Source organism: Antribacter sp. NEAU-D49, assembly GCF_057158775.1.
Window position 1 is genome coordinate 258,586 of record NZ_JBXTSN010000003.1, and the last position, 18,619, is coordinate 277,204.

The following is an 18,619-nucleotide window of genomic DNA, read 5'->3' on the forward strand; positions in this document are numbered from 1 at the left end:
CGTCCTGTACGGGATACGACGACGCGGCGGCCCGGAACTCATCGCCGGTGCACCGCCGTGCGCCTCTCCACGACGCTAGAACCTCGACCGAGGTCGAGGTCAACCCGTTCAGCCGACCCGGATCGTCACCGTGTGGTGCCCGGTCGCGCCGTCGGGCGCCGGGGGCGCCTCGCCGGCGGTCTGGACGCGGCCGTCGGCGTCCGTGGCCCGGACCTGCAGCCTGTGCTCGCCCGGGTCGACGTCGTCCAGCACGGCCCACCACTGCCGCCACGTGTCGGGACCCACCGTGGCGGCGAGCTCGGCCGGGCGCCACGGCCCGTCGTCGACCCGGACCTCCACACCGGAGATCCCGGTGTGCTGCGCCCACGCCACCCCGGCGACGACGCCGTCGCGCACCGTGCCGCCCGGTCGCGGCACGTCGATCCGCGACTGCAGCTTGACCGGTCCCAGCGCCGACCAGCCGCGGGGCGTCCAGTAGCCCTCGTCGTCGGCGAAGCGCGTGACCCGGAGCTCGGTGACCCACTTCGTGGCGGACACATAGCCGAACAGACCGGGCACGACGAGCCGCGCGGGGAAGCCGTGGTCCACGGGGAGCGGCTCGCCGTTCATGCCGACCGCGAGCAGGGACGCGCGGTCCGGGTCCGTGAGCGCGTCGAGCGGGGTCCCGGCCGTGAAGCCGTCGACGGACCGCGACATCACCATGTCGGCGCCTGCCCGGGGCCGGGCTCGGGCCAGGAGCTCGCGCACGGGGTAGCCGAGCCACAGCGCGTTGCCGATGAGGTCGCCGCCCACCTCGTTGGAGACGCACGCGAGCGTGACGTGGTGCTCCTCGAGCGGGAGGGCGAGCAGCTCGTCCCAGGTCAGGGTGAACGGCTCGTCGACCAGGCCGGTCACGGTCAGCGACCACTCCGCCGGGTCCACCTGCGGCACGCGCAGCGCCGTGTCGATCCGGTAGAACTCGGCGTTGGGCGTCACGTACGGGGTGAGCCCGTCGAGCGCCGCGGGCGCCAGGTCCACCGTCCCGGTCGCCGCCGCGGACGCGAGGTCGGCGGTCGCCGGGACCGGCGCCGCGACGCTCGCCGCGGCGGGCAGCCGCAGCGCACCGCGGACGGCGTCCACGGTGCGCGCCGCCACCGACACCGCCCGCGACGCACCCAGCGCGACGACCGCCGCCGCGGCCGACAGACCCGTCACCAGGAGGAACCGACGCCGGTCCAGCGCCGCACCCGGGCGGGGCGCCTGCGGCATGGCGCCGGGGCGAGCCGGTGCAGCCGCGGGGGCGTCCGGCGTCGTACCACCCGTGCCCGACGGCGCCGCACCCGCCCAGCCGCGCAGCCTCGCCGACGCCGCGCGCAGCAGGGCCGCGGCGACCGCCACGCCGAGGAGGCTCGGGACGGCCCACAGGACCGTGGCCCCGGGCCGGAGCACGGCGACCACACCGGCGACCAGGCCCACCGCCCCCACGAGTCCCGCGCCCAGAGGAGGCCGACGGAGCTCGAGGACGCCCGCGAGCGCCGCGCCCGCCGCGAGGACGACGCCCATGGTCCCGAGCAGCACCGCCTTGTCGGCGGTGCCGAACCAGGAGATCGCGAGGTCCTTGAGCCAGGCGGGGACCCCGTCGACCACGGCGGCGCCGGCCGCGAACACGGGGCTGGAGCCCTGCGCGACGACGGCGGCGACGAGCTCGGCGACGGCAAGTCCGGTACCGGTGGTCACGACGCCGGCGACGACCGCCCACCAGGGAGTCTGCTTCACCCTGTCAGGGTCCCACCCCGGGGCCCTGACGCCTACGCCGCGGCGGCCGTCGTCAGGTGATCGTCAGACGCCGGTGCGGGCGGTCTTGGTGTTGTGCGCCTGGGCGCGGGGTCGCACCACGACGAGGTCGACGTTGACGTGCGGCGGCTGGGCGAGGGTCCAGGCGATGGTCTCGGCGATGTCGTCGGCGACGAGCGGCTGGTAGCCGTCGTAGACCTTCGCAGCGCGTTCGGCGTCGCCGCCGAACCGTACGAGCGAGAACTCCTCGGTCGCGACGGCGCCCGGGGCCAGCTCGATGACGCGCACGGGCTCGCCGACGATCTCCCAGCGCAGGGTGGTCGACAGCATCCGCTCGGCGTGCTTCGCGGCGGTGTACCCGGCGCCGCCCTCGTACGCGCCGTGCGCGGCCGTGGACGTGACGAACACGATGTCGCCCTCGGCCGCGCGGACCAGGGGCAGGACCGCCTGGGTCACGCGGAGGGTCCCGATCACGTTGAGCTCGTACATCCCGCGCCACGCGCCGAGGTCGGCCGACTCCACGGGGTCGAGCCCGAAGGCACCGCCCGCGTTGTTCACGACGGCGTCGAGGCCGCCGGTCGACGCGAGGTGCTCGGCGAGCGCGGCGACCTGCCCGTCGTCGGTCACGTCGACCTGGAACGCCTGGGCGCCGGTCTCCTCGGCCAGCGCGTCGAGGCGTTCCTTGCGGCGGGCCGCGGCCACGACGTCCCAGCCGTCGGCGCGCAGCCGTCGCACGGTCGCGGCCCCGATGCCCGACGACGCCCCGGTCACCAGGGCACGCCTCGCGGGCCGGGCCTCGACCGCGGTGACGGTCGGCTGAGCGTTCTCGGTGCTGTTGGTCATGGTGGTGCCTTCCGTGCCGTGCGACGTCTGCTCCGCGCAGGCTATCCGCCCCGTCGCCGACTCGGTGACTTCGTCGGACGAAGGCACTGTCTCGGCGGGGTGGGTGGTGACGACGCCGGCAGCGAAGGTGTCCTGCGCGGCGCGCGGGTTGTATTGTTCTGGGCGGATCGCGAGCCCCTGGATGGCTCGTGGGGGCGGCCTCTGTCTTGGGGCCGCGGGTCCGGGCGACGCGAGCTGACGCGTCACATCACCTGAACGCGCCCGCGTCGCCCTGTGCTGACGTGCGGACGCCCCCGATTCCCAGGAGCCCTGTCGTGCCCCGTCCTCAGTACCGTCCCGCCCGCATCCCTCGTGCACGTTCCCGCGCCCGGCTCCTCGGTGCCGCCGGGGCCGGTGTGCTCGTCGCCGGCCTCGCCGCCTGCTCGCCCGGCGACGCCGGCGGGACCACCGTGGAGGTGACCCCTCCGGCGTCGGGCACGGGGTATCCCCTCACCGTGGACAGCTGCGGTTTCGAGACCACGTTCGAGAAGGCCCCCGAGCGGGTGGTGACGATCAAGTCGTCGTCGACCGAGATGCTGCTGGCGCTCGGGCTGGGCGACCGGATCGTGGCGTCCGCGTTCCTGGACGGGCCCGTGCCGGAGTCGCTGGCCGACGCGGCGGCCGAGGTGCCCGCGGTGGCCGAGCCCCTGTCGGACGAGGCGCCCGGCGCCGAGGCGGTCCTCGAGCTGGAGCCCGACCTGGTCTACGCCGGCTGGGAGTCGAACCTGACGGCCGAGACGGCCGGCGACCGCGAGACGCTCGCCGGGCTGGGGGTGGCCACGTACGTCTCGCCGGCCGCGTGCAAGGAGCCCGGGTACATGCCCGACCCGCTGACCTTCGAGGACGTGTTCGCCGAGATCGAGCAGGTGGGCGCCGTCTTCGACGTGACGGACGCCGCGGACGACCTGGTCGCCGAGCAGCGCGCCACGCTCGAGAGCGTCACGCCGGACGACCGCGGGCTCACGGCGCTGTGGTACTCGTCCGGCACGGACACCCCGTACGTGGGCGCGGGGATCGGCGCACCGCAGATGATCCTCGACGCCGTCGGCCTGGAGAACGTGGCCGCCGACGTGCACGACACCTGGACGTCCTACTCGTGGGAGAAGGCCGTGGAGGCCGACCCCGACGTCATCGTGCTGGTCGACGCCGCGTGGAACACGGCGGACTCGAAGGTCGAGCGGCTCGAGGGCAATCCCGCGACCGCGGAGCTGACGGCGGTCCGCGAGGGCCGCTACCTCGTGCTCCCGTTCCCGGCGTCCGAGGCGGGCGTCCGGAACGTCGACGCCGTCGTGGACCTCGCGGCCCAGCTGGAGGCGCTCGGCCTGTGAACGGGACGACGGCGGGGCCCGCGCTCGACGCGGGACCTCAGGGACGCGAGGCCGCAGCGGCTGCTGCCCGGCCGGTTCGCCAGGGCGCAGGGGGCCCGGGCGGGACGGGCGGCACACGGGTGCGCGGCGTCGCATGGTTGTGCGCGACGGCCGTCGCGCTGGTCGTCACGGTTCTGGCGTCGGTGACGATCGGCCCGGCCGACCTCTCCGTGTCCGAGGTGTGGCGGTCGATCGCCACCCACCTCGGCCTGGGGGGCCTGCTCGATCTCGAGCCGTTGTCCCGCATCCGCGACGGCATGGTGTGGCAGCTCCGCCTCCCCCGCATCCTCACCGCCGCGGCCGTGGGCGGCGGGCTCGCGGTGTGCGGCGTGGTGATGCAGTCCCTCACGCGCAACCCGCTGGCCGACCCGTACCTCCTGGGGCTCTCCTCGGGCGCGTCGCTGGGCGCGGTGCTCGTGCTGCTCGTCGGCATCCCGCTGCTCCTGCCGGTCGCGGCGTTCGCCGGAGCGGTGCTCGCCCTGGTCGCAGCCCTGGGCCTCGCCGGGTCCCTCGGCGCGATCACCCCCACCCGCACGGTGCTCGCGGGGCTCGCGGTGAGCCAGCTGTGCGCGGCGGCGGTGTCGTTCGTGATCTTCTGGTCGGCCACGGGGGACGCGTTCCGCGAGGTGCTGTCGTGGCTCATGGGGTCCGTCGCGTCGGCGACGTGGACGTCGGTCGCGATCACCGGGGTGGCCGTCGTCGTGCTCGGGACAGCCCTGTCCCTGTCGGGGTCGGTGCTCGACGCGTTCACGTTCGGCGACACGTCCGCCGCCGCCCTGGGACTGCCGGTGAACCGGGTGCGGTGGGTGCTGCTGATCGGCGTCGCCCTGCTGACCGGCACGCTCGTCTCGCAGAGCGGGTCCATCGGCTTCGTCGGGCTGATCCTGCCGCACGCCGTCCGGCTGCTCACCGGCGCGCGGCACCGGCTGCTCCTGCCGCTGTCGGCCCTGCTCGGGGCGTCGTTCCTGGTCTGGGCCGACACGCTGGCTCGCACGGTGTTCGAGCCGAGGGAGCTGCCGGTGGGCATCGTCACGGCCGCCGTGGGGGCGCCCGTGTTCGCGCTGCTGCTGTGGCGAGGAAGGGGGAAGGCATGACCACGACGTCGCACCGTTCGATGGCGCCCACGCCGGGGGCCGCAGCCGGAGACTCCCCGCTGGCCGGGCTCGACGCCTCACGAGTGTCCTGGGCCGTGGACGGCCGCCTGCTCCTCGACGGCGTCGACTGCACGGCACCGCCCGGCGCGGTCACGGGACTGCTCGGGCCGAACGGGTCGGGCAAGTCGACACTCCTCCGCGTGATCGCCGGGGTGCAGCCGGCCGGGGCGGCGGCGGTCGGCACCACCTCCGGCCGGGAGGGCGGTATCCGGTTCGGGGGCGACGACCTGGGGGCGCTGCCGCGCCGTCGTCGGGCACGGACGGTCGCCCTCGTGGAGCAGGACGCGACCACCGACCTGCCCGTCTCCGTGCTCGACGCCGTGCTGCTCGGGCGGATCCCGCACCGATCACTCCTCGCCGGCGACTCCGACGCCGACCGGGCGGCCGCCTGGGCGGCGCTCCGCACCGCGGGCGCCGAGGCGCTGGCCGACCGCGAGGTCGCCACGCTGTCAGGAGGAGAGCGTCAGCGCGTCCACATGGCACGCGCCCTGGCACAGCAGCCGCGCCTCCTCCTCCTCGACGAACCGACCAACCACCTCGATATCGCCGCCCAGCTGCATGCCATGCGCGTGCTGCGCCGGCTCGCCGACGACGGCGTGACCGTCCTCGCAGCGCTGCACGACCTCAACCTCGCGGCCGCGACGTGCGACCACGTGGTGCTGCTCGCGGACGGCAGGGTCGCGGCCGCCGGGCCGGTGGGCCAGGTGCTCGTCCCCGAGGTGATCGAACCGGTCTACGGCGTGCGGTGCGACGTGCTGACCCACCCGCGCACCGGGCGGCCGGTCCTGGTGTTCGGCGACCCCGTGTGATCGGCAGGGGGTCCGCGGTGGCGAGCCGCGCCCCGCGGAGCATGATGGGGACATGGCTGCTCCCCAGGTCGTCGCCCGTGCCGCGAAGGCGTTGAACCCCGTCGCCCTGAAGGCGTCGTCGAAGGCGCCGCCCTTCGCGACCGTGCACCACGTCGGGCGGCGCAGCGGCAAGCAGTACGCCACGCCCGTCGTGGCGTTCGCCGCCCGCGACGACGCCGCCGGCGAGGTGCTGGTCCTCACGCCGCTGCCCTGGGGCCAGGACACCGACTGGATGCGCAACCTGCGCGCGGCCGGTTCTTTCCGGCTCACCCGCGGCGGCCACGACTACCAGGTGGACCGCGTCCGGGTGCTCGACGCCGACGAGGCGGCCCGGCTGCTCGCCCCGGCTCCCCGGGCCCTCGCCACCGGGCTCGGGATCGGGCAGTTCCTGGCCGGGCGGCTGCACCGGGCGCCGGTGGTCTGACCCGGCGCCCTCACCCGGTCAGCAGTCGGTGTGACCCGTCGCGCACCACTGGTGACCCACGTCGACCACCAGCCGCGACCCGCTGCCCGGCCCCGCCAGGACGAACGCCCGGAACGGCAGCCGAGCCCGCACGCCCAGCCCCACCTTCGTGACACCCTCGTAGCTGCCCGCCCAGGCGACGTGCCGGAAGGTGCTGTAGCCGGTGGTGTCGACCAGGTCGCCCGAACCGGTGAAGAACGAGTCCGTCGGGACGACCCCCACGCGCGCCACGACCTCCAGGCGTGCCCCGCCGCGCACCGGCACGACGAACCCGGAGCCGTCGCTGGTGACCTGGCTGACGTACCGCACCGACCAGCCGGTGAGCGGCGCATCGACGTCGAGCACCAGGCGGTCGAAGCAGGCGTGGCGGCCGGCGCGCACGTCCGTGAGCTGCCCGAGGGACATCCCGGGCGCTCCCCGGGCGGTCGAGCCCCACACCTGCCCGCAGTACGGATGGGCTGTTGCCGCTGGAGCCGTGAGCACGGTCCCGGTGACGAGCAGCGACAGGATGGACACCCAGATCAGCATGATGCGACGCATGATGTACTCCCTCGTACCCCTTCGACGATCCTCCCGCCCCACGGAGCCGTCAATGGGCACCGGTCGCCGTCGGGGGTGAATTCCCGCGGCGCTCGCGGCGGTAGCGCGCGCCTGCCATGCTTCGAGGATGTCGTTCCGGATCACGGGCCTCCCGGAGGCCGACGCCGTGCTGGACGAGCATCCGTTCGCGGTCCTCGCGGGCATGATGCTGGACCAGCAGTACCCGATGGACCACGCGTTCCGCGGGCCGTGGAAGGTCGTCGAGCGTCTCGGCACCTTCGATCCCGCCGCGATCGCCGACGCCGACCCCGAGGAGTTCGTCGCCCTCGCCACCACGCCTCCGGCCATCCACCGGTACGGCCGCGCCATGGCCGCCCGGCTGCAGGAGCTCGCGCGGGTCGTCGTCGACGAGTACGACGGCGACGCCTCACGCATCTGGACCGAGGCGTCGTCCGGCGCCGACCTCCTGAAGCGGGTGAAGGCGCTGCCCGGGTTCGGCGAGCAGAAGGCACGAATCTTCGTCGCCCTCGTGGCCAAGCAGCTCGGCGTCCGGCCGGCCGGCTGGGAGAAGGCCGCCGGCGACTACGCCCTCGAGGGTTACCGCTCCGTCGCCGACGTGACCGGTCCCGACTCGCTGCAGAAGGTCCGCGACTTCAAGAAGGCGAAGAAGGCCGCCGCCACGACCACGGGTTGATTCCCGAGGTAGCAGCGGCGGCCTCCGGGCCTTCTCAGCCGACCAGGCGGAAGGTCGCGTCCTGGCGGGCGGTGTCGGTGCTGATCGGGTCGATCCGTAGGACGTAGCCGGTGTGGCGGAGGTACCGGTCGGGGAAGTTGTAGGACTGGTACGACGACCACGAGGAGCTGGCCAGCCCGGCGACCTGGCGGAAGGTCGCGTCGGCCTTGAAGGTGGTCGACCCGTCGTTCGGGGCGAGCCTGAGCACGTAGTTGTCGTGGCGCAGGTAATGGCCCGGGTAGTTCACCGACTCGAACGAGACGTACCCCGTGCCGCTGTTGGCCAGACCTGCGACGACGCGGAACTGGCCGTCCAGGGCCGGGCTGACGTCCGGGTCGATCCGGACGGCGAAGTCCGCGTGGCGCACGTAGCGGTCCTGGAAGTTGTAGGACTGCAGCCGCCGCACCGAGACTGCGCCAGGGTTGTTGTTCTCACCGGACGGGCCGGCCAGCACCGTCGAGGTCGAGACCGGTACCCCCAGGTTGGGCGTGCCGTCCGGGTTCCACGAGATCCGCTGCGCCCGGCTGGTCCGCGTGGTGCCGCACCCCTGGGAGGCCGAGGAGTTCGCGTGGTAGATGATCCAGTCCTCGGTCCCGTCCGGCGACGTGAAGAACGAGTGGTGGGCCGGCCCGTACACCCCGTTGGCGTCGCTTCGCTGGAAGAGGGGGTCGGCCAGCTTGGTCCAGTGGCTGCGGACCATCGGGTCCGACCCGGTCAGCTCCAGCGCGCCGATCTTGTAGTCCGGGGTCTGGCAGAAGCTCGCCGAGTACGTCAGGAACGTGCGCCCGTTACGTTGCAGCACGTACGGACCTTCGTTCACCGGGTTGCCCTGCCGTTCCCACGCCAAGGTGGGCTGGGAGATCAGCGTCCCGTGGGCCGCGACCGTCCACGGGTTCGTCATCCGGGAGATGTACAGGTTCTGGGTCGCTCCCGACTCGAAGCTGCCGTTGTCGGTGAAGGCCGAGAACACGAAGTAGTTCACGCCGCCCACCGCCATCACGCTGCCGTCGATCGCCCACCCGTCGTTCGGCATGAGGTTGAGCTTGGCCTTGTAGGTGTACGGGCCCATCGGGTCCGACCCCGCGCTCTCGAGCACGTGCTGACGCTGCCCACCACAGCAGGCGCTCGGACCGGCCGAGTAGTAGAGGTACCAGCGCCCGTTCAGCAGGTGCAGGCTCGGAGCCCACATGTTCGACGTCGCGTTCGGCTGGGACATCTGGAACACCCGCGTCTCAGGCGCCGTCCTCAGGCCCGCGAGCGTCGACGACTTACGGAGGTAGATGCTGCCCGTCCAGGTCGTGGCCGCGTAGTAGTAGAAACCGTTGTGGTACCCCAGCCACGGGTCCGCGCTGTTGGGCGTCCCGACGACCGGGTTCTGAAAGCTCGTGCCAGGAACAGCGGTGGCGACCGTGCCGGGCACGGTGAAGGGAAGCAGGACGAGCGCGGTGAGCGCGACCAGGAGCAGCCGCACAGCACGCCGCCGTTGGCGATGCTGATTCATGTCTTCGAACTCCTCAGTAGGTGATCTTGAAGGTGGCGTCCTGCTTGTCCGTGGTCGACGAGCTCGATGTCACGGGGTCGATGCGCAGCACGTAGCCGGAGTGCCGGAGGTAGCGGTCGGGGAAGTTGTACGAGCGGAACGAGGTCCACGTGCCGTCGGCGAGTCCCGCGACCTTCGTGAACGTCGCGTCGGCCCTGAAGGCCGCCGTCCCGTCGCTCCGTTCCAGCCGCACCTCGTAGTTGACGTGGCGCAGGTAGTGGCCCGGGTAGTTCACGGACTCGAACGAGACCCCTGACGCGCTGGCCAGGCCCGGCACCACGCGCCACTGCATGTCGGCGGTCGGGTCCATCGGCGCGACGTCGATCCGGGCCACGTTCGACGCGTGCCGCACGAAGCGCCCGGGAAAGTTGTACGACTTGAGCCGGTTCCAGCGGGGCGAGCCCCACCGGGCGACCAGGGCGTCGTACTCGGCCTGGGTGATCGGCTGGATGGTCATGTGCTTGGCGTTGATCGGCCCGGTGAACGTCCGCTGGTTCAGTGCCGACCACGTGGTGCCGTTGTTCGTCGAGGACCACCCGTAGAACACCGGGTTCAGCGGCACGAACGAGTCACCCCACAGGGACAGGGTGCTGCTCGTGTTCGACTTCACCAGGATGGGCGCCTCGATCGCGTCGCCCTGACGGAGCCCGGGGCTGATCGTGGTGAAGCTGTTCGGTGCGCCGGTCGTGGACCGCGCGACATACAGGTTGCCGTTGTCCATGTTCTTGTAGGCGAGGTAGAACGTGGAACCGTCGACCAGGACGTCTCCGTCCAGGACGTTGAAGCCCGGGTCGAAGAACACCTGCGGCGTACCCAGGTTCACGAAGTCGGTCGTGTAGTTCACCATGAGCACGTCCCGCGTGCCGTTGTAGGCGGAGTAGATCACCGCGTACTGGTTCCGCGACGGCACCCAGAAGGCCTCCGGCGCCCACGAGTGGGTCGCCATCGAGTGGAGCTTCACGCGGCGGTAGCCGGTGAACCCCGTGAGGTTCGCCGAGTCCCACACATGGATGTACTGGTTGTTCTCGGTGAACACCCGGCCTGTGAGGTCGGTCGCCAGAACGACGAAGGTACCGTCCTGCTGACGCAGGATGTAGGGATCACGCAGGCCCCGCGTGCCCGCCGTCGGCGCGACGACGGGGTTGTTCTGGTTGAGCGGCATCCATTCGGTGCCGTCCTTGCTGACGGCGAGGTGGAGGGCGTACGAGTCACCGGACTGGTTCGGCGACTCCGTGAAGTACCCCATGACGTACCCGGAGTAGGTGGCGGGGCAGCCGGCTGGACAGCCGCGGCGAGCACCAGGGTGGACGCCGCGGTCGCGAGCGCGGCCAAGGCTGCGACGACGCGTGAGCGCACCATCAGCTCACCGCCTCGGGTGACGCCGCGCAGGGACTGCCTGGGACGTGACAGGTGTGCATGTTCGCTCCTTTGCGATCGGGGTCAGAGCACGCTCGGCCTGCGGACCGGCTCAGACGAACCGCCAGAGGTGGTCGTTCGTGCCGTTGTCGTCCCAGAGGAGCACCTGGGCACCCTGTGCGGTCGACATGTCCTGGACGCCGAGGACCCGCCCGCCCGCGGCCTGGATGCGGAAGGTGTCACCGGAGGTGTGGCGGAGCCGCCACTGCTGGCTCGTCGCCCCGGTGTCGGTCGTCTGGACGACGCGCGTCCCGTTCGCCGTCCCGCCGGACTCGGCCGCGAGCACCTTGCTCGTGTGCTGGTTGCGCAGGCGGAGGTAGCCGTTGCTGCCCACCACGGCAGTCCACAGGTGGTCCGCGGTGCCCGTGTCGCCCCACTGGATCACCAGCGCGCCGTCGGCCGTGGACATGCCGGTCACGCCGAGCACCTGGCCGCTGTGGACGTTCTGGATCCGGCGGGCGCCCGAGGGGACGAACCGCCAGCGGTTGTCCGCCGACCCGTTGTCCGGGTCCATCACCACCGCCGCGCCCCGGGCCGTCGAGCCGCCCGCCGTACCGAGCAGCTTGCCCGTGTGGTTGTTGCGCACCCGGTGCGTGCCGTCGCCGTTGTCGAGGATGGTCCACAGGTGGTCGGCGGTGCCCGTGTCGCCCCACTGCAGGACGCGCGCCCCGTCGGCGGTGGACATGTCCTGCACGCCGAGGACCTTTCCGCTGTTCACGCAGCGGAGCTTGACCGCGGTCCCCGCGACCACGGGCACCCAGTCGTGGTCCGCGGTGCCGTTGTCGTCCCACTGGAGGGCGAGGGCGCCGTCGGCCGTCGACGCCTCCGCGATGCCGAGCACCAGGCCGCTCGCGGCGTTGAGCAGCCGGAACGGCGCGCCCCCGCCGGCTGCCCCGTTGGTCGACCAGTACACGGTGTAGTTGAACCCGTGCGCGTCGTAGAACGGCACCAGGTTGACGGTGGAACCGTTCGCCGTCGCCGTGAACGCGAGCGAGCTGCTGCTGGTACGTGTGACCGACGAGGTGTTCAGGGCAGGCAGGCTCGACAGGGCGGTGCTGCCGTAGTTGCCCGCCAGGACGACGGGTCCGTAGAAGACGGCGGCGACACCCGGGTTGTCGTTCGACGGCTCGACCCGCACCGCCATGGGCAGCCGGACCGTGACCACGTCACCGGAGGCCCAGGAGCGGGTCAGCGTGGCGTACGTGCCGGGGGTCGTGGCGATGGGCTGGGTCGCGCCGTTCACCGCGACCGTGGCCCCGGTGGCCCACACCGGGATACGCACCCGCATGGTCCACGACCCGGAGGCCGATCCCGTCACCGTGAGGGTGGTCGTGTCGCTCACCGGGTACGAGGTGGACTGCGTGACCGTGATCCCGCGCGCTGCCCACGTCAGGACCGAGGGCATGAACAGGTTCACCGTGAGGGTGGTCCCGGAGAAGAAGTAGATCGAGTCCATGAGCTTGGTGTTGGTCTCGAGGCCCGTGCCCTGGCAGCACCAGAACGAGTCGTAGTCGGTGCTCCAGGTGCCGCCGCCCAGGGCGGGCCCGACGCCGCGCCGGCCGCCCGGCTGGAGCGGCGTGAAGTAGGTGACGTGACCGTGCGCGCTGGCCGGGTTCTGCGAGCCGATGAGGTGGTTGAGGAGGGCGCGCTCGTAGAAGTCGAAGTACCCGGCGTTCGCAGTGTCGAGGAGCCACAGCTCCCGAGTGAGCTTCAGCATGTTGTACGTGTTGCACTGCTCGCAGGCGTCGTTCCGCAGGTAGGTGGAGATGGCGTTCGGCGCCCGGAAGTGCTCCGCCTGGCTGTTGCCCCCGATCGCGTAGGTGTGCGCGCCCACCGTGAGCGCCCAGGCGTTCCGCGCGATGTCCCGGTACCGCGTGGTGCCCGTCGCCTTGTACTCCCGGGCCGCGCCGATCCACTTGGGCACCTGCGTGTTGGCGTGCAGCCCGTTGAGCTGGTCCGTGTTGGTCGCGAGCGGGTCGAACACCGCGGCGTGGTCGAACCGCTGGGCGACGGTGAGCCACCGGGCGTCGTTCGTCATGAAGTGCAGGTCCGCCAGCACCGCGTTCATGCCACCGAACTCGACCCGCAGCGTCGTCTGCATCTGAGCGGTCGTCAGCCGTGCGGTGCGGGCGTCGACCCAGGCGGCCATCCGCAGCAGCACGTCGCGCGCCTGGGTGTTCTCCAGGTACCGCCACACGTCGAGCAGGCCCGCGAGGGTCTTGTGGAGCGCGTAGTACGGCACGTTGCCGTTGCCGCTGCCGGTCTCGGCGACGGAGATCTCCGACTCCGGGAAGCCGGACAGGTAGCCGGCCGCGAAACCGCGCGCGGAGTTGTTCGCCTGGCACCTGGCCAGCTCGGCGACCATGTAGGTGGCCTTGTCGCGGCAGACGGTGTCCCCGAGCACGGCCCAGGCCTGCGCCCACGCCGACAGGAAGTGGCCCTGGCTGTGGGTGCGGAACGAGAAGCTGGGCGCCTCCCAGCCGCCGAGCGCCGCGGCACCGTTCGTCGAGAGCCCGTGGTTGGCGCGGAAGCTGTACAAGAGCCGGTCCACGTCGATGAACCGCAGGTAGGACAGCGTGCGGTTCTGGTTGTCCATCCAGCGGCTGGCCGTGAGCCGGACCTGACCGAGCGTGAACTCCGAGGCCGCGGCGCCGACCTCGCCGCGGGCCGGCGGAATCACCGCGGCGGCGGGAGCAGCCGACAGCAAGGCCGGGCCGACGGCGGCCGCGGTCCCGGCGACGGCCGCCCCGCGGAGCACGGTCCGACGGGTCAGCGCGCGGGACTCGACGGCGGTCGAGGGGACGAGAGTGCTGGACATCTGGTGCATCGGCTGGTGCATCGGCTGGTGCATCGGCGAACCTCCGAAGGGAAGCGGCACCGGAGCGGGCACCCGCCTCGGGTGGCCCGCGGCGTCACTGCCGTGCGGGGCTGACCCGGAGCGCGGCGGCGAGCTCCAGCGAGGATGTGAGCGCTAACATGGTGCGAAGAGACTCTAACAGCAGCGAGCGGGGCCCGAGAAGACCCGGGCCCCGCTCAGCTGCTTCACCTGCCGGCGCAGGCCGGCCCTCCCACGCCAGGTCGGCTCAGAGCAGACCCACCACCGCGAGCGCCGACGCCGCCGCCCCCGCCAGCGCGCGCACGTGGTTCCACCGCGTCCACGGCTGGTGGTAGTCGCGCCAGCCCTCGGCCACGTCGGGCGCGGCGAGCAGGCCGTTGTTGAGCGGCACGTTGAGGACGACCGTCACGCCGAACGTCCCGACCGCGTAGACGGCCGTCGCGGCGAGGAACCAGCCGGCGCCCGGCAGGCCGGCCGCGTACGCCCAGACGGTCGTGACGAGCGGCAGGAGCAGCGCCCCCACGAAGACCACCATGAACGGCGGCCGCACCGCCTCGGCGTTGATGCCGTTCATCACGGCGCCCGCCTCGCCGTCCTCGGCGCGGCGCAGCCCGCGGACCACGAACGCGGAGAACCCGTAGAACACCCCGGCCGACAGGCCGAGCACCACGGCGGACAGGACCGCCAGCACATCGAACATCTCGCCACCTCCTGCCCCCAGTCTGGTGTCCGACGGCGGTCGCGCGCCTCGGGCGCGCCGGTCGCCCCGTCAGCGGGTCGGTCGTCAGTTGGTCGGCCTAGGCTCGGACCATGAGCGAGCCGACGTCGAACCCGGAGCATCCCGAGCACTCCGTCGGGGGCACGTACACGGTCCCGGGCAAGGAGTACACGCGCGACCAGAACTACGTCACCACCCGCATCACGGCGGACGGGCGGGACGGCTACGCCGTGGAGCCCGGCCGGTACCGGCTCGTGGCGGCACGTGCGTGCCCCTGGGCGAACCGGTCGATCATCGTGCGCCGGCTGCTGGGCCTGGAGGAGGCGATCTCCCTGGGCCTGCCGGGTCCTACGCACGACGCGCGGTCGTGGACGTTCGACCTCGATCCCGGGGGCCGGGACCCGGTGCTGGGCATCGAGCGCCTCCAGGAGGCGTACTTCGCACGGGACCCCGAGTACCCGCGCGGCATCACGGTGCCGGCCATCGTGGACACGCGTGACGGCGCCGTGGTGACGAACGACTTCGCGCAGATCACGCTGGACCTGTCGACCGAGTGGCGCCCGTACCACCGCGAGGGCGCGCCGGACCTGCTGCCGGCTGCTCACCGCGACGAGCTCGACTCGGTGATGCGCCGCATCTTCACCGAGGTGAACAACGGCGTCTACCGCTGCGGCTTCGCGGGCTCGCAGGCGGCCTACCAGAAGGCGTACGACCGGCTGTGGGCCGCCCTCGACTGGTTGGAGGACCGGCTGTCGCGGCAGCGGTACCTCGTCGGAGACACGATCACGGAGGCGGACGTCCGCCTCTTCACCACGCTCGTGCGGTTCGACCCGGTCTACCACGGGCACTTCAAGTGCAACCGGAACCGCCTGACCGAGATGCCCGCGCTGTGGGGCTACGCGCGGGACCTCTTCCAGACGCCCGGGTTCGGCGACACGGTGGACTTCTGGCAGATCAAGCAGCACTACTACGTGGTGCACACCGACATCAACCCCAGCCGGATCGTGCCCGGGGGACCGGACCTCACGGGCTGGGTGACGCCGCACGGGCGCGAGGAGCTCGGCGGAAGCCCGTTCGGCGACGGCACGCCACCGGGCCCCGTGCGGTCCGGCGAGGAGGTGGACCCGGAGCACACACCGCTGTCGTAGGCCGTCGGCGAGGTCACGTCACGGTTCGGCGACGGCCGTGAGAGCGGCGCCGGGAGTGTGGGTGGTGCGTGCCACACTGTGACCATGCTCGAGCTTGCCACCGGCAGCGGCCTCGCCCTGGCTGCCGGCCTCAACGCCTGGATCCCGCTCATCCTGCTCGGTCTGCTCTCGCGGTTCACCGACCTGCTGGAGCTGCCCGGATCGTGGGTCTGGCTCGAGAACCCCTGGGTGCTGGGGATCCTGGGGGTCCTGCTGGTGGTCGAGTTCGTCGCCGACAAGATCCCCGTCGTCGACAGCGTCAACGACGTGATCCAGACGGTGATCCGGCCCACGGCAGGCGGCATCGCGTTCGGGGCGGGCGCGGGCTCCGAGACGGTCACCGTCACCGACCCGCAGTCGTTCTTCCAGTCCGGGCAGTGGATGCCGGTGGTCCTGGGCATCGTCCTGGCACTCGGGGTCCATGCCACCAAGTCGGGGGCGCGCGTCCTCGCCAACACCGCGACGGGTGGCACCGCCGCCCCGTTCGTCAGCACCGCCGAGGACGTGGGCTCGGTGGGCGTGTCCTTCCTCGCCGTCCTGCTGCCCATCCTCGTGATCCCGCTGCTGCTCGGCCTGGTGGCGTGCATCGTGCTGGTGGTCCGCACCTGGCGCCGGCGAGGCGATCTCAAGGGCGCCTTCTAGCGCCCTGCCCTCTCAGGCGAAGACCTGGCTGCAGCGTGTGATGCGCACGCCGCCGGGCACCTGCCCCACGAGCATGTGGTAGTCGGCCGTGCCGTCGGGCTCGGCCAGGTGGACGGTGGCCTGCCCGGTGGCGGTGCGGACCGAGCGCAGCACGAGCGAGCGCCCGTCCGTGCCGTACATGACGGCGACCCGGTACCGGCAGGCCTCCTCGGCCTCCCGCGCGGTCAGCGGCGCGCGGCCGAGCCGGCCCCACCGGCCGTCGTCGGGCAGCGCCACCCGCGCCACCACCCGCCCCGGCGACCGGCCGGCGACGACCCGCCTCGGCAGCTCGGGCGCCGTGTCCGCGAAGTGCCGGCCCCGTCGCGGCGCAGGCAGCACCGTGGCCGGGATCCGGGGGACCGGGAGCCCGGCGACAGGTGTGGCGGGTGCACCGGCCACCGGAGCGGCCGGTACCGCCGGTGCGGTCCGGGAGAAGGGCCGGAGCGGGGGTATCCCGTCCGCCGGGAGGGTCAACGTCTCGACGTGCTCGTCTGTCGCGTTCTGTCCCATAGGGGCAGATTCGCAGCGCATCCCGCTCCCCGCCACCGGTGACGGTGAAGTGCGGAGACGGTCAGAACACGTACAGCAGGATCGCCGTCAGGATCCCGAGCGAGACCACCACCGCGACGACCTGGACCACCAGAGCGGTCCGCCCCGGAGAGGCCTGTCCGCGCCCCTCCGTCGACGCCTCGTCCGTCGCACCGTCATGGGTCGAGTGGGGGCCAGGGGATGCGGGCACAGGGAACCTCCGGAGTGATCAGCAGGGACGCTCCGAGGTTATGAGGCTTTCGCGAATTACGCGATAACACAGCCGTGGTACCGGCAGGTCGGCCGGGTGAATTCTGCCGGGCCCGTGACCTGGCAGGACGCGCCGCAGCTACCGCTTGGGCCGCGGCTTCGCCGTCACCTGCGGCACGTCGGTGCCCGCCACGCCGGGCGCGCCGCCCGTCGCCGTCCGGCCCGGTCCGGCGGTCCCCGGGCCGGCCGCGGGCTTGGCCCGCCCCGCCCGGAAGCGCCGCACGGCCGTGAACAGCGTGACGCCGGCGATCACCACCGCCACTGCGTCGTCGCCCAGGCCGAAGGGCGCGAGGACGTCCGGGATCAGGTCGACGGGACTCGCCACGTAGCCGAGCGACCCGACCAGCGTGACGACCTGCTTCCACGACAGGTGGAACGTGCCGCGTGCCGCCGGGTCCCGAGCCATGGCGTGAAACTATCCGATCGCCGCACGACCCGCCAGGACGCCGGGTCAGACAGCGACCGTGTCGCAGGCCTCGGGGACCAGGCGGCTCGTGTAGCCGGCGGCGACCAGGCGGTCGAACGCCAGCAGCACGTCGTCCGGCACATCCTCCTCGGGCTGCGCGATGAAGCCCTTCTCGGCGTAGAGCGTGAGCCGCTGGGTGTCGCCCACGATCATGTCGATGACGCGCGTGACGTCACCGATGTAGTCCACGTACTGGTCCAGCGGGAGCCGCTGCGAGGCGCAGTAGACCTCCACCTCGGGCCAGACCATGCGGCACGTGGCGTAGGCCCGGCGCTGCTGGTAGGGCCGGGTCACGAGGAGGACGGAACGCACCTCGATCTGCTCCTCGGCGAGCTTCTTCCGGCTGTACTCGAGGTTCTCGCTGGTGTTCCGCGCCCGGGGCTCGACGATGACGGCATCCGCCGGCACCCCGTGAGCCACGGCATGGTCCCGGTACCCCACGGCCTCCCCCGACGGGAAGGCGTCGAGCGTGGTGGGGGCGTTCGCCCCGGTGAACACGATGCGGGGGAAGTACCCCCGGTGGTAGAGCTCGGCCGCGTGCTCCGCGACGCCGAGGTCGTGGCCGCCGAGGCCTATGCAGACGTCGACGGGCCGCGGTTCGTGCCTCAGGTCGTGGTAGTCCCACAGCACCTCGACATCGGCCCGCACGTCGCCAGGGATCATGACGGTCGGCATATGGGGACCATACGGCTCAAAGCACTGGCTAGCACGAGGGGGCGTACGTGACACCTCGCCGGGAGCCCGGATCCCGGGGCGGGGCGAACATTCACCCGGCCCAGGATCGCGTGAGGGTGGCGCATGCTTCGACAAGTTAGCGCACGCGGCACCCTCGGCAGGACATGTGCCGCCTTCAGAGACACACCTCCCAGTGGTTGCCGTCGGGCGAGTCGGTCACGCGGACCACGAGCCGGAAGCCCGCCGCAGCGGCGATCCGGCGCAGCATCATGAGGCTGGGCTGCATACGTCCGGTCTCGATGCGGCTGATGGTGGAGGTGGGCACGCCCGCACGGCGGGCGAGCGTGCTCATGCTGAGCCCGCGCGAGAGGCGCAGGCGGGTGATGAGCTCGCCAGTGGTTCCTGGCGGGCCGACGGGCTGACGGGAGGTAGCGGTCCTGGACACGTGGGGCTCCGTCCGAAGAGGTCCTGAGCGCACGACAGGGCCCGCCGGAGGGGCATCGTCCCGGCAGACCCTGTGATGGCTAGCACTCTATTCCTCT

Annotated in this window: 19 protein-coding genes and 1 pseudogene; 7 read left to right on the forward strand and 13 right to left on the reverse strand. The window is 72.3% G+C overall.

Annotated elements, in window-relative coordinates; all coding sequences use genetic code 11:
• Nucleotides 1–108: 108 nt before the first annotated feature.
• Both AC060K_RS04540 and AC060K_RS04545 read right to left on the reverse strand, forming a co-directional pair.
• The gene (locus AC060K_RS04540; protein ID WP_483764267.1) at nt 109–1,755 is read right to left on the reverse strand and encodes a molybdopterin-dependent oxidoreductase; all 1,647 of its coding nucleotides are present in this window, start codon (nt 1,753–1,755) and stop codon (nt 109–111) included.
• A 63-nt stretch (nt 1,756–1,818) separates the two neighbouring features.
• Nucleotides 1,819–2,616 carry an SDR family oxidoreductase gene (locus tag AC060K_RS04545; RefSeq protein ID WP_483764268.1) on the reverse strand — a complete coding sequence of 266 codons (798 nt, stop codon included), beginning with the start codon at nt 2,614–2,616 and terminating at the stop codon, nt 1,819–1,821.
• Nucleotides 2,617–2,930: 314 nt separating this feature from the next.
• Here AC060K_RS04545 and AC060K_RS04550 point away from each other — a divergent pair, with 314 nt between their 5' ends.
• The 4 genes from AC060K_RS04550 to AC060K_RS04565 all read left to right on the forward strand — a co-directional run bounded on the left by AC060K_RS04550 (nt 2,931) and on the right by AC060K_RS04565 (nt 6,448).
• Entirely contained in the window at nt 2,931–3,983 is a 1,053-nt protein-coding gene (locus AC060K_RS04550) for a putative F420-0 ABC transporter substrate-binding protein (protein WP_483764269.1), read from the forward strand.
• A 119-nt stretch (nt 3,984–4,102) separates the two neighbouring features.
• A complete protein-coding gene (locus tag AC060K_RS04555; RefSeq protein ID WP_483764322.1) occupies nt 4,103–5,116 on the forward strand; it encodes a putative F420-0 ABC transporter permease subunit in 1,014 nt (337 codons plus the stop codon).
• A complete protein-coding gene (locus AC060K_RS04560) occupies nt 5,113–5,985 on the forward strand; it encodes a putative F420-0 ABC transporter ATP-binding protein (RefSeq protein WP_483764270.1) in 873 nt (290 codons plus the stop codon). Before AC060K_RS04555 ends, AC060K_RS04560 begins: the two co-directional genes overlap by 4 nt.
• A gap of 52 nt (nt 5,986–6,037) precedes the next feature.
• Complete coding sequence (locus AC060K_RS04565) at nt 6,038–6,448, forward strand: nitroreductase family deazaflavin-dependent oxidoreductase (protein ID WP_483764271.1); 411 nt, start codon at nt 6,038–6,040, stop codon at nt 6,446–6,448.
• Between the two features lie 18 nt (nt 6,449–6,466).
• On the opposite strand, the gene AC060K_RS04570 is transcribed toward AC060K_RS04565, so the two are convergent.
• Complete coding sequence (locus AC060K_RS04570; RefSeq protein ID WP_483764272.1) at nt 6,467–7,027, reverse strand: AMIN-like domain-containing (lipo)protein; 561 nt, start codon at nt 7,025–7,027, stop codon at nt 6,467–6,469.
• 127 nt (nt 7,028–7,154) lie between these two features.
• On the opposite strand from AC060K_RS04570, the gene AC060K_RS04575 reads away from it, so the two are divergent.
• A complete protein-coding gene (locus AC060K_RS04575) occupies nt 7,155–7,721 on the forward strand; it encodes an HhH-GPD-type base excision DNA repair protein (RefSeq protein WP_483764273.1) in 567 nt (188 codons plus the stop codon).
• Between the two features lie 34 nt (nt 7,722–7,755).
• On the opposite strand, the gene AC060K_RS04580 is transcribed toward AC060K_RS04575, so the two are convergent.
• From AC060K_RS04580 to AC060K_RS04600, 5 genes and pseudogenes are all read right to left on the reverse strand, one after another.
• Entirely contained in the window at nt 7,756–9,261 is a 1,506-nt protein-coding gene (locus tag AC060K_RS04580) for a family 43 glycosylhydrolase (RefSeq protein ID WP_483764274.1), read from the reverse strand.
• A 13-nt stretch (nt 9,262–9,274) separates the two neighbouring features.
• Complete coding sequence (locus tag AC060K_RS04585) at nt 9,275–10,147, reverse strand: AbfB domain-containing protein (RefSeq protein ID WP_483764323.1); 873 nt, start codon at nt 10,145–10,147, stop codon at nt 9,275–9,277.
• Nucleotides 10,148–10,579, reverse strand: a pseudogene (locus tag AC060K_RS04590) (glycoside hydrolase family protein); the annotation flags it as partial.
• Between the two features lie 189 nt (nt 10,580–10,768).
• Nucleotides 10,769–13,567, reverse strand: coding sequence for a beta-L-arabinofuranosidase domain-containing protein (locus tag AC060K_RS04595; RefSeq protein WP_483764275.1), 2,799 nt, complete (start codon nt 13,565–13,567; stop codon nt 10,769–10,771).
• Between the two features lie 232 nt (nt 13,568–13,799).
• Nucleotides 13,800–14,252 carry an anthrone oxygenase family protein gene (locus AC060K_RS04600; protein WP_483764276.1) on the reverse strand — a complete coding sequence of 151 codons (453 nt, stop codon included), beginning with the start codon at nt 14,250–14,252 and terminating at the stop codon, nt 13,800–13,802.
• Nucleotides 14,253–14,362: 110 nt separating this feature from the next.
• Between AC060K_RS04600 and AC060K_RS04605 the strand changes: the two genes are divergently transcribed.
• Both AC060K_RS04605 and AC060K_RS04610 read left to right on the forward strand, forming a co-directional pair.
• Nucleotides 14,363–15,418, forward strand: coding sequence for a glutathione S-transferase family protein (locus AC060K_RS04605; protein WP_483764277.1), 1,056 nt, complete (start codon nt 14,363–14,365; stop codon nt 15,416–15,418).
• 84 nt (nt 15,419–15,502) lie between these two features.
• Complete coding sequence (locus tag AC060K_RS04610; protein ID WP_483764278.1) at nt 15,503–16,099, forward strand: DUF4126 domain-containing protein; 597 nt, start codon at nt 15,503–15,505, stop codon at nt 16,097–16,099.
• A gap of 12 nt (nt 16,100–16,111) precedes the next feature.
• On the opposite strand, the gene AC060K_RS04615 is transcribed toward AC060K_RS04610, so the two are convergent.
• The 5 genes from AC060K_RS04615 to AC060K_RS04635 form a co-directional block, all read right to left on the reverse strand.
• Entirely contained in the window at nt 16,112–16,648 is a 537-nt protein-coding gene (locus tag AC060K_RS04615) for a hypothetical protein (protein WP_483764279.1), read from the reverse strand.
• A 61-nt stretch (nt 16,649–16,709) separates the two neighbouring features.
• The gene (locus tag AC060K_RS04620; protein ID WP_483764280.1) at nt 16,710–16,877 is read right to left on the reverse strand and encodes a hypothetical protein; all 168 of its coding nucleotides are present in this window, start codon (nt 16,875–16,877) and stop codon (nt 16,710–16,712) included.
• Between the two features lie 138 nt (nt 16,878–17,015).
• Complete coding sequence (locus tag AC060K_RS04625; protein WP_483764281.1) at nt 17,016–17,342, reverse strand: YkvA family protein; 327 nt, start codon at nt 17,340–17,342, stop codon at nt 17,016–17,018.
• A gap of 45 nt (nt 17,343–17,387) precedes the next feature.
• On the reverse strand, nt 17,388–18,077 hold the full coding sequence (locus tag AC060K_RS04630) for a YdcF family protein (protein ID WP_483764282.1): 690 nt from the start codon (nt 18,075–18,077) through the stop codon (nt 17,388–17,390).
• 175 nt (nt 18,078–18,252) lie between these two features.
• Nucleotides 18,253–18,522: a helix-turn-helix domain-containing protein gene (locus AC060K_RS04635; protein ID WP_483764283.1), complete on the reverse strand. Its 270-nt coding sequence runs from the start codon at nt 18,520–18,522 to the stop codon at nt 18,253–18,255.
• Between the last annotated feature and the right edge of the window lie 97 nt (nt 18,523–18,619).

Coding starts and splice junctions, on each gene's coding strand:
- AC060K_RS04545 (WP_483764268.1), bottom strand. CDS start 2,616: ATGACCAACAGCACCGAGAACGCTCAGCCGACCGTCACCGCGGTCGAG.
- AC060K_RS04560 (WP_483764270.1), top strand. CDS start 5,113: ATGACCACGACGTCGCACCGTTCGATGGCGCCCACGCCGGGGGCCGCA.
- AC060K_RS04565 (WP_483764271.1), top strand. CDS start 6,038: ATGGCTGCTCCCCAGGTCGTCGCCCGTGCCGCGAAGGCGTTGAACCCC.
- AC060K_RS04570 (WP_483764272.1), bottom strand. CDS start 7,027: ATGCGTCGCATCATGCTGATCTGGGTGTCCATCCTGTCGCTGCTCGTC.
- AC060K_RS04575 (WP_483764273.1), top strand. CDS start 7,155: ATGTCGTTCCGGATCACGGGCCTCCCGGAGGCCGACGCCGTGCTGGAC.
- AC060K_RS04580 (WP_483764274.1), bottom strand. CDS start 9,261: ATGAATCAGCATCGCCAACGGCGGCGTGCTGTGCGGCTGCTCCTGGTC.
- AC060K_RS04585 (WP_483764323.1), bottom strand. CDS start 10,147: ATGGTGAACTACACGACCGACTTCGTGAACCTGGGTACGCCGCAGGTG.
- AC060K_RS04595 (WP_483764275.1), bottom strand. CDS start 13,567: ATGCACCAGCCGATGCACCAGCCGATGCACCAGATGTCCAGCACTCTC.
- AC060K_RS04600 (WP_483764276.1), bottom strand. CDS start 14,252: ATGTTCGATGTGCTGGCGGTCCTGTCCGCCGTGGTGCTCGGCCTGTCG.
- AC060K_RS04605 (WP_483764277.1), top strand. CDS start 14,363: ATGAGCGAGCCGACGTCGAACCCGGAGCATCCCGAGCACTCCGTCGGG.
- AC060K_RS04610 (WP_483764278.1), top strand. CDS start 15,503: ATGCTCGAGCTTGCCACCGGCAGCGGCCTCGCCCTGGCTGCCGGCCTC.
- AC060K_RS04615 (WP_483764279.1), bottom strand. CDS start 16,648: ATGGGACAGAACGCGACAGACGAGCACGTCGAGACGTTGACCCTCCCG.
- AC060K_RS04625 (WP_483764281.1), bottom strand. CDS start 17,342: ATGGCTCGGGACCCGGCGGCACGCGGCACGTTCCACCTGTCGTGGAAG.
- AC060K_RS04630 (WP_483764282.1), bottom strand. CDS start 18,077: ATGCCGACCGTCATGATCCCTGGCGACGTGCGGGCCGATGTCGAGGTG.